Origin of the sequence: Janibacter anophelis NBRC 107843, assembly GCF_001570945.1 — a bacterium.
Classification (GTDB): domain Bacteria; phylum Actinomycetota; class Actinomycetes; order Actinomycetales; family Dermatophilaceae; genus Janibacter; species Janibacter anophelis.
Map to the genome: position 1 here is coordinate 1 of NZ_BCSQ01000036.1, position 11,657 is coordinate 11,657.

Consider the following 11,657-nt stretch of genomic DNA (forward strand, 5'->3'; position numbering starts at 1 on the left):
TGGCGGGCGTCGGCCCGCCACGGCTCGATGCTCATCAAGCGCTACGTGGCCGAGCGCCACTTCTCGCTCGTCATCGTCATGCCCGCCGGTCGGGAGATGGCGGCGACCGCTGCGGGCGGGGAGCCCAAGCGGGACGTCGCGGTGCTCGCCGCCGGGGTCCTCGGCTGGCTCGCCGTGCGCCACGGTGACGACGTGTCGATGATCAGCGGTGGCCCCGGGCGCATCCACGCGACCCGGGCGCGCAGCTCGGAGGGCCATCTCGAGCTGCTCCTCCAGGAGGCGCTGGCCCTCTCCCAACCCGACTCACCCCCTTCGGACCTGCCGGGACTGCTGCGGCACGTCAGCCGCAACGTCCGCGGGCGCAAGGTGCTGCTCGTCATCGCCGACGACGGCGTCGAGCCCGCACTCGTCGAGGACACGCTGCGCACGCTGCGGCTGCGCCACGAGGTGCTGTGGGTCGACGTCGCAGACCTCGACCCGCTCGGCCTGGCGCCCGAGACGCTCGTGCGCGACGTCTCCTCCGACCGGACCCTGCCCGACCTGCTCGCCGCCGACCGTCAGCTCGCCGAGGAGTTCGGCCGCTCCGAGTCGACGCGACGGGCCGACGTCGAGACCATGCTGCGCCGCACCGACGTCTCGTCCGCCCGCGCGGGCCACACCGACGAGGTCGTCCCCATGATCGTGCGGATGCTGGAGAAGAGGCGCCGTGGACGCTGACCCGATCTACCTCGCCCCACAGGACTACTCGATCACGTGGCCGGTCCTGGGCGCCTTCATCGTCTTCGGGCTGATCATCTGGGCCGTCGCGATCTGGATGCTCACCCGCCGACCCGAGCCAGAGGACGGCCACGGCACGCTGCCACCGGCCGCCCTGGCCAAGCTGCGCCGTGACGCGCTGCGGCGCATCGACGAGGTCGACAAGGCAGTCGGCTCGGGCAAGATGCCCGCCCGCCGAGGCCACCACGAGCTGTCCAAGACGGTACGCGGGTTCGTCAGCAGGTCCAGTGGGCTCAAGGCCGAGACGATGACCGCCAGCGACCTGCGCGAGCGCGGTCCGGCCCACCTTGCGGCGCTCATCGAGCAGTACTACCCGCAGCAGTTCGGGGCCGCGGAGACCGACGCCGCGTCCTTCCCGAAGTCCACTGCCGCGGCACGCGAGGTCGTCGGAGGGTGGTCGTGATGGGTGGACTGACCTGGTGGTGGCTCACCCTCGTCGTCCTGCTCGCCGTGCTCGTCGTCGGCGGCATCGGCTGGTGGGCCGCCGGACGGGAGCGCACCGCCCCGGACGCCGTGCTCGTCGCGCACAGCCGGCGACTGACCCAACTGCCCGCCTACCGCGCGGCCCTGTCCCGACAGCGGGTGCGGCTGCTCGGCATCGGCGCGATCATCGGGTTCACCGTGTTGCCGCTGGCTGTCGCCGCCGGCCGGCCGGGCACGACCGAGACGATCGACCCGGAGAAGAACAACCGCGACATCATGCTCTGCCTCGACGTGTCCGGCTCGATGTACCGCACGGACAAGGCGGTGCTCGAGGACTTCGCCGAGATCGTCAAGAACTTCCGCGGTGAGCGGATCGGGCTGGTGCTGTGGAACAACCAGGCGGTCACCGCCTTCCCCCTCACCGACGACTACACGCTCGTCGAGGAGCAACTGACGGGCTACGCGGAGGGGTTCAGCATTTTCGGCGGCGGCCAGTACGACCCGACCGACGGCACCTTCAACGAGCGGATCTACGCGAGCTCGCAGGTGGGTGACGGCCTGGCCAGCTGCGTCTTCAACTTCGACCACGTCGACCAGGAACGACCGCGCGCGATCATCCTCGGCACCGACAACGAGGTGCACGGCTCGGGCGTCTACACCCTCTCGGAGGCGACCGAGCTGGCCAAGGAGCGCAAGATCCGCGTCTACGGGCTCAACCCGATGCCCTACGGCTCCCACCACTCGGAGCTGTCGGCGGCGACCGAGGAGACCGGCGGCCGGACCTGGGGTCTTGACCAGCCGGGCGCGACCGACGAGGTGACGAGCAACATCGAAAAGCTCGAGGCCGCACGCCTGCCCGATGTCGCGCCCGTGCACGTGCGCACCGACCTGCCGACGATCTGGCTGAGCCTGGGCCTGCTGGGGCTCGTGGCGCTCTACCCCGTGCTCTGGTGGTGGCGCCGATGAGCTGGCACCCCGTCATCCCCTGGCCCCTCGTCGTGCTCGCGGGTCTGCTCCTGCTCGGCTTCACCGGCTGGCGCGTCGTCGCCGACTCCCGGCACCGGGTGCGGTGGGTCCTGCGCCTCGTGACGAGCCTGCTCATGGTCGTCGCGCTCCTCGGCCCGGCGGTCGACGGCGCCATCGCGCGGCAGGCTGCGTCCAATGTCAACGTCTTCTTCGTCGTCGACACGACGACCTCGTCGATGGCCCGTGACCACGAGGAGGGGCGCACCCGCCTCGAGGGCTACCGCGAGGACATCGCCGCGATCCAGGAGCAGATGCCCGGGGCCCGGTTCTCGATCATCACCTTCGACTACACCGCCCGGGTCGTCATGCCCCTGACGACCGACACCCAGGCCCTCAAGACGGCGACGGAGAACCTGCGCGCCGAGGACAGCCAGTACTCCGGCGGCTCCTCGGTCACCGTGGCTCAGGAGCGGCTCAAGCTCACCCTCGAGGGGGCCAAGGAGCGCCAGCCGGAGCACTCCCGCGTCGTGTTCTACCTCGGCGACGGCGAGCAGACCTCCTCCGACGAGCCCGCCGCCTTCGAGGTCGACGGACTCGTCGACGGGGGTGCGGTCCTCGGCTACGGCACCGAGGCGGGTGGCCGGATGGCCAAGACCAACGCCGACGGCAGCACCGGGGAGGACGTCACCGACGCCTCCGGCAACCCCGGCGTGAGCAAGATCGACGAGGAGCAGCTCGAGTCGATCGCCGACCAGCTCGGGGTGCCGTACGTGCACCGTGCGGGCGGTGACATCTCGCCCGCCCTCGAGGAGGCCGACCCCGGCACAACGGTCGAGGGCGCGGGCGCCTCGATCGAGACGTACACCTCGCTCGTGTGGATCTTCGCGGTGCTGATGTCGGCGCTGCTGCTCGTCGACCTCTTCGTCACCACACGTGAGATCGGCCGACTGCGAAGGGTGGACCCGTGAACTCGCTCAAGCCTCCCCTCGAGCCGCGCCTGCGGCGCCGCCGCCGGCTGATCTGGGGCACCGTGCTGCCCGCGATCCTCCTGCTCGTGCTCGCCGCCCGGCTGCTGACGCTGCCGATCCACATGGGCGACGCCCAGGAGGCCCACGGCGGCGACGACGGCGCGGGCATGGTGAGCGCGGCCGACAAGCTGCACATCCTCAACATCGTCGAGCGGTGGCGCGCTCCCTTCGTCGAGGGCACGGGCAAGTCGGTCTCCGGTGACCTCGAGGGCGGCCGGACCGACCTCGATACCGCGCTGGAGCGGACCGACAACCCGCAGGACGACTGCACCGTGCGCACCAACCTTGTCATCAACATCTCCCAGCAGTCCGACAAGGCCAAGGAGGCCGGCGACGAGGCCAAGGAGAAGCAGCTCGCCGAGGAGGCCCTCAAGCTCATCGAGGAGGGTCCGGAGGGTTGCCTCGATGGCTCCGACGACGGCAACGAGGGTGAGGCCGGCCGTAAGCAGCAGGAGCAGAAGGACAAGCTCGAGGAGCAGACCGGCCAGGGCGAGCCCGATGAGGAGCCCAAGGACCCCGATGAGGACGACGACAAGAAGGAGGAGGGCTCCGACGGCGAGGAGGAGGAGAAGGACCCCAAGCAGAAGGAGCTCGAGGAGCGCAACCAGAACGGCCAGCAGGAGTCCGAGGCCAACCGTCGCGAGGAAGAGGGCGAGGAGAAGGGCGGCGGGGGCGGCGTCGACAAGCCCTGGTGACCCGTTCGCGCACCCGCCCGGGCGGATGCGCGTCGTGGACGAAGGGGGGCGCGGCCCCGGTCAGCGCTCGTCGAGCATGAGGTCGATCGTGTAGTCCGACGCGCAGTAGGCGTGGTCGCCGAACTCGATGGCCGCGCCCGCGGCGTCGAAGGCCATCCGGGTCATCGTGAGCACCGGCTGCCCCGAGCGCAGGTCGAGCGCGCGGCGCTCCGCGGCGGTCGGCATGCGGGCGCCGATCGACTGCCGGGCGACGACCGGCTTGACCCCGCGGCGGCGCAGCAGCGCGTAGAGCCCCTGCTCCTGCAGCTCCTCGCGGCTGATGTCGGCGTGGGCCGGGGGCAGCCAGTTGTGCATGATCGCCAGGGGTTGGTCGCCGGCCCAGCGCACCCGCACCAGGGAGAGCATCTCCGTGTCGGGCTCGAGGTCGAGAGCGGCCGCGGCCCGGTCGTCCGTGGCCGGGCCCATCTCGATGACCTCGGTCCGGGGCTCACGACCCTCGGCCTCGAGGTCGTCGAAGAGCGAGGACAGCCGGGCCTTGCGGTGCACCTTGCGGTTGGCGACGGTCGTGCCGCGTCCGCGGCGGCGCACGAGCAGCCCCTGGTCGACCATCTCCTGGATGGCCCGGCGCACGGTGGGGCGGGAGAGGGAGAGCCGTCCGGCGAGGGCGATCTCGTTCTCGAAGGGGTCCCCCGGCTGCAGTCGGCCGTCGTCGATCGCGGCGGTCAGCTGCTCGGCGAGCTGGTGGTACAGGGGCACCGGTGACTCGCGGTCGATGACCACGTCGAGCTGCAGCGCTGACATGTCGGGGAGCATACGCGCAGACCACCGGACAGGCATACGTGCATATGTCCTAACAAAGTATTGACATGGCCCTTGGGCTGGGCCAGAGTGTCCCGCATCACCTCGCGCCACCCGGCGCCGCCCACGCAAAGGAGCGTCCCGCTGATGCGGATCGGACTCGTCGGCCTCGGCCGGATCGGCGCCTTCCACGCCGAGACCCTGAGCGGTCTGCCGGCCGTCGACACCCTCGTCATCACCGACGCGCGCGAGGGCGTCGGTGATGAGGTCGCCGCCCGGCTGCGCGCGGGCCACCCGCAGGCACGGGTCGAGGTCGTGCGACCGGAGGAGCTGCTGGCCGCAGGCCTCGACGGTCTCGTCGTCGCCACCGCGACCAACGGCCACGCCGAGTGGATCCGCCGTGGGATCGAAGGGGGCGTCCCCACCTTTTGCGAGAAGCCCGTCGCCGGCTCCCTGGCCGAGACGATCGAGCTGGCCCGGCTGGAGTCCGAGAGCGAGACCCCGGTCCACATCGGTCACCAGCGGCGCTTCGACGTCGGTTTCCGCCGGGTCCGCGAGGCCGTGGCCTCGGGCGAGCTGGGCTTCGTGCACACGATCCGGGCCAACACGCACGACCAGGCTCCCCCGCCGGCCGAGTTCATCCCGACCTCCGGGGGGATCTTCCGCGACTGCGGGGTGCACGACTTCGACGCGATCCGCTTCGTCACCGGCCGCGAGATCGCCTCGGTCTACGCGGTGGGCGCCAACAAGGGGGCCGACTTCTTCACCGAGGGCGGTGACGTCGACACCGGCGCCGCGGTCCTCACCCTCGATGACGACACGCTCGTGCTCATGTCGACGACCCGGTACAACGGCGGCGGCCACGACGTGCGCATGGAGGTCATGGGGGAGCGCGGCACGATCACCGCCGGGCTCGACCACTCGCTCGCCATGACGAGCGCCGAGCCGGACGTCGACTTCCCGCGCGGCCCGCAGCGGTGGTCCTTCATGGAGCGCTTCCTGCCCGCCTACCGGGCGGAGCTGACCGCCTTCTTCGAGGTCGCGGCGGGCCGGGCGCCCAGCCCGTGCACGATCGCCGACGCCCTCGAGGCCTTCCGCACCGCCGAGGCCTGCGAGCTCTCCCGCGCGCAGCGCCGCCCCGTCGCCCTGACCGAGATCGAAGGACTGTGACCATGGCCGACCGCACCCCGCTCGCCGAGCGGATCGCCGCCGCCCCCATCTCGTGGGGCGTGTGCGAGGTCCCCGGCTGGGGCTGGCAGCACCAGCCGCCGACCGTCCTGACCCAGATGCGCGATCTCGGCATCGCGGCGACGGAGTTCGGCCCCGACGGGTTCCTGCCCGACGACCCGCAGGCCAAGGCGGCGACCCTCGCCGAGTACGGCCTGGCCGCGGTCGGCCAGTTCGTCCCCGTCGTGCTGCACGACCCGGGGGTCGACCCCCTTCCCGTCGTCGAGGCCGCGATGGCCGGGCTCGTCGCCGCGCACGCGACGACCGTCGTCATCGCCGCGGCCACCGGCGCCGAGGGCTACGACGCCCGACCCGAGCTCGACGACGCGGGCTGGGCGACCCTCCTGGCGAACCTCGACCGGATCGCCGATGCCGCTGCGGCACAAGGCCTCACGGCCACGCTCCACCCCCACGTGGGCACCATGGTCGAGAGCGGTGAGGAGACCGACCGGGTGCTCGCCGGCTCGCGCATCGGACTCTGCCTCGACACCGGTCACCTGCTCATCGGCGGTGGCGACCCCGTGCGGGTCGCGCAGGAGCACCCGGAGCGGATCGCCCACATGCACCTCAAGGACGTCGACCTCGCCTGGGCGCGCAAGGTGCAGGACGGCTCGGCCAGCTACACCGAGGCGGTCGCCGCGGGCATGTACGTCGCGCTCGGCGCGGGGGACGTCGACGTCGCGGCCATCGTCCGGTCGCTCGAGGGCGCCGGCTACCAGGGCTGGTACGTCCTGGAGCAGGACACGATCCTCGCCGGCGACCCGGCGGACCCCGCCACGGCGAAGGGGGCCGGTGACCCCGTCGCCGACGTCCGGGCGTCGGTGGCGCACCTGGTGGGCGTGGCCTCGAGGCTCGGGCCCGGGGGCCCTCGCACCTCAACCAGCGAGGGGCGTGAGTGACGTGTACGACCTCATCACGATGGGCCGGACCGGGGTGGACATCTACCCCCTCGACCACGGGGTGCCGCTGGAGGAGGTGCGCACCTTCGAGAAGTTCCTCGGCGGCTCGGCGACCAATGTCGCCGTCGCGGCCGCGAGGTACGGCCGGGCCGCGGTGCTCGTCACCAAGACCGGGGCCGACGCCTTCGGCCGCTACGTGCGGGCGGAGGCGCAGCGGCTCGGCGTCGCAGGCGAGTTCATCACCCCGATCGAGGGGGAGGGACCGCCCACGCCGGTGACCTTCTGCGAGGTGCACCCGCCGGACGACTTCCCGCTGTACTTCTACCGCTGGCCCACCGCGCCCGACCTCATGCTCACCGACGCCGACCTGCCGCTCGAGCAGATCCGCTCCGCGCGGGTCTTCTGGACCACGGTGACCGGCCTGTGCGCCGAGCCCTCACGCGCGGCGCACCACACCGCCTTCGCCGCCCGTGGCCGGGCCGAGCACACGGTGCTCGACCTCGACTACCGGCCGATGTTCTGGGCCGATCCCTCCGAGGCGAGCGCCGAGGTCGGCCGGGCGCTCGAGCACGTGACCATCGCCGTCGGCAACCGCGAGGAGTGCGAGGTCGCCGTCGGCGAGACCGATCCGCAGCGGGCGGCCGACGCGCTCCTCGAGCGCGGACTCGAGCTGGCGGTCGTCAAGCAGGGGCCGAAGGGGGTGCTCGCCGCCACCGCGGACGAGCGCGTCGAGGTCCCGCCGTACCTCGTCGAGGTCGTCAACGGCCTGGGCGCCGGGGACGCCTTCGGCGGCGCGCTCGTCCACGGCCTCCTCGAGGGCTGGGACCTGCGGCGGATCCTCGAGTTCGCCAATGTCGCTGGGGCGATCGTCGCCTCCCGGCTCGAGTGCAGCACCGCGATGCCCACGGCCGGTGAGGTTGAGGACGGCCTGGCCCGCTGGGCGACGAAGGGAGCGCGCGCATGAGCACGACCGAGCCCACCACCCGGGGTGTCGCGGCGCTCGACTTCGCCGGACTGACCACGCTGCGGGCGACCGACCCCGGTGCGATCGCCCGATCGTGGGCCGCACGCGCCCGCCGTCCGCTGCTGGGGGCGGACGGACGGATGCTGCTCGTCGCCGCCGACCACCCGGCGCGCGGCGCGCTCGGGGTGCGCGGTGACGCGACCGCGATGGCCTCGCGCGCGGACCTGCTGCGCCGGCTCGCGACGGCCCTGTCGCGGCCCGGCGTCGACGGCGTGCTCGGCACGCCCGACGTCCTCGACGACCTGCTGCTCATGGGCGCGCTCGAGGACAAGGTGGCGATCGGTTCGATGAACCGAGGTGGGCTGCAGGGGGCCTCCTTCGAGCTCGACGACCGCTTCACCGGGCACACCGCCGCCGAGATCGTCGCCCGCGGCATCGACGGCGGCAAGATGCTCACCCGCATCGACCTGCAGGACCCGGCGAGCGCGGCGACCCTCGAGGCGAGCGCCCGCGCGGTCACCGAGCTCGCCGCCCACGGGACGATGGCGATGGTCGAGCCCTTCTGGTCCACCCGCCGCGACGGCAAGGTGGTCAACCTGCTCGACCCGGACTCGACGATCCGCTCGATCACCGTCGCCTCCGGGCTCGGCGCGACGAGTGCGTACACGTGGCTCAAGCTGCCCGTCGTCGACGACCTGGAGCGGGTCATGGACGCGACGACCCTCCCTTCGCTCCTGCTCGGCGGTGACCCGCAGGGCGACCCGCGCGACACCTACGCCTCGTGGGGGCGATCGCTCGCGATCCCGCAGGTGCGCGGACTCGTCGTCGGACGGGCGCTGCTCTACCCGCCCGACGGCGACGTCGCCGCGGCGGTCGACATCGCCGCCGGCCTCGTCCACGGAGGCGGGGCATGAACCACACCCCGCGCACCGGCGCGGACAACGCGCGATGGTTCCACCCCTTCGCGCCGAAGGGAGGGACCTGGGCCGTCGAGATCACCGACGCCGTCGAGGGCTGGCAGCACACGTCGCTGCGCGTCGCGGTCCTGCGACCGGGGTCCTCGGTGACGCACACGCTCTCCGGGGAGGAGGCCATCGTCGTGCCGCTGACGGGCGGCACGACGGTGGCCGTGGACGACCACGAGCACGTGCTCGCCGGGCGGACCAGTGTCTTCGCCGGGCCGAGCGACACGCTCTACGCACCCGCCGGGAGCCGGCTCGTGCTGACCAACCACGGCGACGCCGACGCGCGGGTCGCGCTGTGCGGTGCCCGCGTCGACGACCCGACCGGTGGGGGCCGTGAGGTCGTCGTCGTCCCCGCCGACCGAGTGCCCGTCGAGCAGCGCGGGGCCGGCACGTGCCGCCGCGAGGTGCGCGGGTTCGGCATGCCCGACACCCTGCCCGGCGCCGAGCAGATCCTCGCGTGCGAGGTCATCACCCCCGCCGGGGGCTGGTCCTCCTACCCGCCGCACAAGCACGACACCGACCGGCCCGGGCAGGAGAGCGAGCTCGAGGAGATCTACTACTTCGAGACCCAGTCGGTCGGGGACGCCGAGGCCGGCCGCCCGCCGCTCACGCGCGGCACCGACCGCGACGACGGCCGTCAACCGGTGGGGTACCAGCAGGTCTACGGCGCCGAGGGGCGCGACATCGACGTGCTCGTCGAGGTCGCGACCGGTGACACCGTGCTCGTGCCGCACGGGTGGCACGGCCCGGCGATGGCCGCGCCCGACGCCGACCTGTACTACCTCAACGTGATGGCCGGCCCGGGGCCGGAGCGGGTCTGGTTGATCTGTGACGACCCCGCGCACGGGGCGATCCGGGAGACCTGGGAGGGGCAGGCATGAGTAACGGTGGTCTCGAGGCTCGGCCGCGGGCGGCCTCGCACCTCGACCAACATGGGACCGTGCGGCTGACGACGGCCCAGGCGCTGGTGCGCTTCCTGGGCGCGCAGTGGAGCGAGCGCGACGGGCAGCGGCAGCGGCTCTTCGCCGGGGTGCTCGGCATCTTCGGCCACGGCAATGTCGCGGGCGTCGGGCAGGCGCTGCTGCAGGAGGAGCTCGCGGCCGGGCCCGACGGCGCCGACCTGCCCTACGTCCTCGCGCGCAACGAGCAGGCGATGGTGCACACCGCGGTCGCCTACGCCCGGCAGCGCGACCGGCTCACCACGTGGGCGTGCACCGCCTCCGTCGGTCCGGGCAGCACCAACATGCTCACGGGTGCCGCGCTCGCGACGATCAACCGGCTGCCCGTGCTGCTGCTGCCGAGCTCGACCTTCGCCACGCGTGCCGCCGGGCCCCTGCTGCAGGAGCTCGAGCAGCCGCACGGCGGGGACCTCACGGTCAACGACGCCTTCCGCCCGCTCTCGCGCTTCTACGACGAGGTGCGCCGGCCCGAGCAGCTGCCGAGCATCCTGCTCTCGGCGATGCGGGTGCTCACCGATCCGGTCGAGACCGGTGCGGTGACGATCTCGCTGCCGCAGGACGTGCAGGCCGAGGCCCACGACTGGCCGGTCGAGCTCTTCGCCGAGCGGGTCCACCACGTCGCCCGTCCGCCGGCCGAGCCGGCCCGCATCGCGCAGGCCGCCGAGATCATCCGCTCGGCGCGACGGCCGATGATCGTCGCCGGCGGTGGGGTCCACCACGCGCAGGCCGAGGACGCGCTCGCGGCGCTGTGCACGGCCACCGGCATCCCCGTCGGGGAGACCCAGTCCGGCAAGGGCTCGCTCCTGCATGGTCACCCGCAGCTGCTGGGCGCCGTCGGCTCCACGGGCACGACCGCGGCCAATGCCGTTGCGGCACAGGCGGATGTCGTCATCGGTGTCGGCACCCGCTACCAGGACTTCACGACCGCCTCCCGCACGGCCTTCGCGGCCGAAGGGGTGCGCTTCGTCAACCTCAACATCGCCCCCTTCGACGCGGTGAAGCACTCCGGCCTGACCGTCGTGGGCGATGCCCGCGAGGGACTGACCGCGCTCACCGAGGCGCTCGAGGGGTGGTCCGTCGACGACGACTACCGCGACGAGCAGGCCCGCCTGTGGGCGGACTGGGACGCGCAGGTCGAGGCGGCGCACCACCCTTCGTCCGAGGTCACCGACGCGCTCGCCGACGGCCTGCTCACCCAGGGTGCCGTCCTCGGACTCGTCAACGAGCTCAGCGACCCGCGTGACGTGCTGCTCTGCGCGGCCGGCTCGATGCCCGGCGACCTGCACAAGTCGTGGCGGGTGCGCGACCGGCGCGGCTACCACGTCGAGTACGGATACTCCTGCATGGGCTACGAGGTGCCCGCCGCGATCGGGATCCGCTGGGCCGACCCGACTCGCGACGTCTTCGCGATGGTCGGCGACGGGGGCTACCTGATGATGCCGACCGAGCTCGTCACGGCCGTCCAGGAGCGGACCAAGGTCATCGTCGTGCTCGTGCAGAACCACGGCTTCCACTCGATCGGCTCGCTGTCGCAGTCGTTGGGCAGCCAGCGCTTCGGTACGGCCTACCGCGCGCGCAACGAGGCGACCGGCCGGCTCGATGGCGACGTCCTGCCGGTCGACCTGGCGGCCAATGCCCGCTCGCTCGGCTGCCACGTCATCGAGGTGCACGACCGCGCCGGGCTCGAGGCGGCGATCGCCGAGGCCAAGGCGGCACCGGCCGACGGCGGCCCGGTCGTCATCCACGTCGAGACCGACCCCCTCGTGCACGGACCCGACTCCGCCAGCTGGTGGGACGTGCCGGTGGGCGAGGTGAGCGAGCTCGAGAGCACCCGTGGTGCGCGGGCGGAGTACGAGCGGCACAAGGCAGCACAACGAACGCATCTCGCCCCGGCGGATCTGCTGCCCACGCAGGACCAGAACGACCAGACTCACAACTGAAGACAGCGGTGCCCGC

At 72.6% G+C, this 11,657-nt stretch carries 12 protein-coding genes; 11 read left to right on the forward strand and 1 reads right to left on the reverse strand.

The features are described from left to right. The 5 genes from JAN01S_RS10510 to JAN01S_RS10530 all read left to right on the forward strand — a co-directional run. A partial coding sequence (locus JAN01S_RS10510) for a DUF58 domain-containing protein (protein WP_068317742.1) occupies positions 1-717 on the forward strand: 717 nt, incomplete at its 5' end. Further along, positions 707-1,180: a hypothetical protein gene (locus JAN01S_RS10515; RefSeq protein WP_068317745.1), complete on the forward strand. Its 474-nt coding sequence runs from the start codon at positions 707-709 to the stop codon at positions 1,178-1,180. The genes JAN01S_RS10510 and JAN01S_RS10515, both read left to right, overlap by 11 nt. Beyond that, positions 1,180-2,166: a VWA domain-containing protein gene (locus JAN01S_RS10520; RefSeq protein ID WP_157075703.1), complete on the forward strand. Its 987-nt coding sequence runs from the start codon at positions 1,180-1,182 to the stop codon at positions 2,164-2,166. The genes JAN01S_RS10515 and JAN01S_RS10520 overlap by 1 nt, the downstream gene beginning before the upstream one ends. Beyond that, complete coding sequence (locus JAN01S_RS10525) at positions 2,163-3,134, forward strand: vWA domain-containing protein (RefSeq protein WP_068317751.1); 972 nt, start codon at positions 2,163-2,165, stop codon at positions 3,132-3,134. The genes JAN01S_RS10520 and JAN01S_RS10525 overlap by 4 nt, the downstream gene beginning before the upstream one ends. Further along, complete coding sequence (locus JAN01S_RS10530; RefSeq protein WP_068317759.1) at positions 3,131-3,889, forward strand: hypothetical protein; 759 nt, start codon at positions 3,131-3,133, stop codon at positions 3,887-3,889. The genes JAN01S_RS10525 and JAN01S_RS10530 overlap by 4 nt, the downstream gene beginning before the upstream one ends. 60 nt (positions 3,890-3,949) lie before the next feature. On the opposite strand, the gene JAN01S_RS10535 is transcribed toward JAN01S_RS10530, so the two are convergent. Beyond that, positions 3,950-4,690 carry a GntR family transcriptional regulator gene (locus tag JAN01S_RS10535; RefSeq protein ID WP_068317843.1) on the reverse strand — a complete coding sequence of 247 codons (741 nt, stop codon included), beginning with the start codon at positions 4,688-4,690 and terminating at the stop codon, positions 3,950-3,952. A gap of 144 nt (positions 4,691-4,834) precedes the next feature. Between JAN01S_RS10535 and JAN01S_RS10540 the strand changes: the two genes are divergently transcribed. From JAN01S_RS10540 to iolD, 6 genes are read left to right on the forward strand one after another with little or no spacing between them, the layout of a single operon-like run. After that, positions 4,835-5,857, forward strand: coding sequence for a Gfo/Idh/MocA family protein (locus tag JAN01S_RS10540; protein ID WP_068317766.1), 1,023 nt, complete (start codon positions 4,835-4,837; stop codon positions 5,855-5,857). A gap of 2 nt (positions 5,858-5,859) precedes the next feature. Beyond that, positions 5,860-6,813 (forward strand): TIM barrel protein, encoded by a 954-nt coding sequence (locus JAN01S_RS10545; RefSeq protein WP_068317768.1) that lies wholly within the window; start codon positions 5,860-5,862, stop codon positions 6,811-6,813. A gap of 19 nt (positions 6,814-6,832) precedes the next feature. After that, entirely contained in the window at positions 6,833-7,777 is a 945-nt protein-coding gene (gene iolC / locus JAN01S_RS10550) for a 5-dehydro-2-deoxygluconokinase (protein ID WP_068317846.1), read from the forward strand. Then, a complete protein-coding gene (locus JAN01S_RS10555; protein WP_068317770.1) occupies positions 7,774-8,691 on the forward strand; it encodes a Cgl0159 family (beta/alpha)8-fold protein in 918 nt (305 codons plus the stop codon). Before iolC ends, JAN01S_RS10555 begins: the two co-directional genes overlap by 4 nt. Further along, entirely contained in the window at positions 8,688-9,623 is a 936-nt protein-coding gene (gene iolB, locus JAN01S_RS10560; protein WP_068317779.1) for a 5-deoxy-glucuronate isomerase, read from the forward strand. The genes JAN01S_RS10555 and iolB overlap by 4 nt, the downstream gene beginning before the upstream one ends. Then, entirely contained in the window at positions 9,620-11,641 is a 2,022-nt protein-coding gene (iolD, locus tag JAN01S_RS10565) for a 3D-(3,5/4)-trihydroxycyclohexane-1,2-dione acylhydrolase (decyclizing) (protein ID WP_068317781.1), read from the forward strand. Before iolB ends, iolD begins: the two co-directional genes overlap by 4 nt. Positions 11,642-11,657 lie beyond the last annotated feature (16 nt).

Excerpts from the sequence above, each read along its gene's own strand:
- JAN01S_RS10520 (WP_157075703.1), top strand. The coding sequence starts at position 1,180 with ATGGGTGGACTGACCTGGTGGTGGCTCACCCTCGTCGTCCTGCTCGCC.
- JAN01S_RS10525 (WP_068317751.1), top strand. The coding sequence starts at position 2,163 with ATGAGCTGGCACCCCGTCATCCCCTGGCCCCTCGTCGTGCTCGCGGGT.
- JAN01S_RS10535 (WP_068317843.1), bottom strand. The coding sequence starts at position 4,690 with ATGTCAGCGCTGCAGCTCGACGTGGTCATCGACCGCGAGTCACCGGTG.
- JAN01S_RS10540 (WP_068317766.1), top strand. The coding sequence starts at position 4,835 with ATGCGGATCGGACTCGTCGGCCTCGGCCGGATCGGCGCCTTCCACGCC.
- JAN01S_RS10545 (WP_068317768.1), top strand. The coding sequence starts at position 5,860 with ATGGCCGACCGCACCCCGCTCGCCGAGCGGATCGCCGCCGCCCCCATC.
- iolC (WP_068317846.1), top strand. The coding sequence starts at position 6,833 with ATGGGCCGGACCGGGGTGGACATCTACCCCCTCGACCACGGGGTGCCG.
- JAN01S_RS10555 (WP_068317770.1), top strand. The coding sequence starts at position 7,774 with ATGAGCACGACCGAGCCCACCACCCGGGGTGTCGCGGCGCTCGACTTC.
- iolB (WP_068317779.1), top strand. The coding sequence starts at position 8,688 with ATGAACCACACCCCGCGCACCGGCGCGGACAACGCGCGATGGTTCCAC.
- iolD (WP_068317781.1), top strand. The coding sequence starts at position 9,620 with ATGAGTAACGGTGGTCTCGAGGCTCGGCCGCGGGCGGCCTCGCACCTC.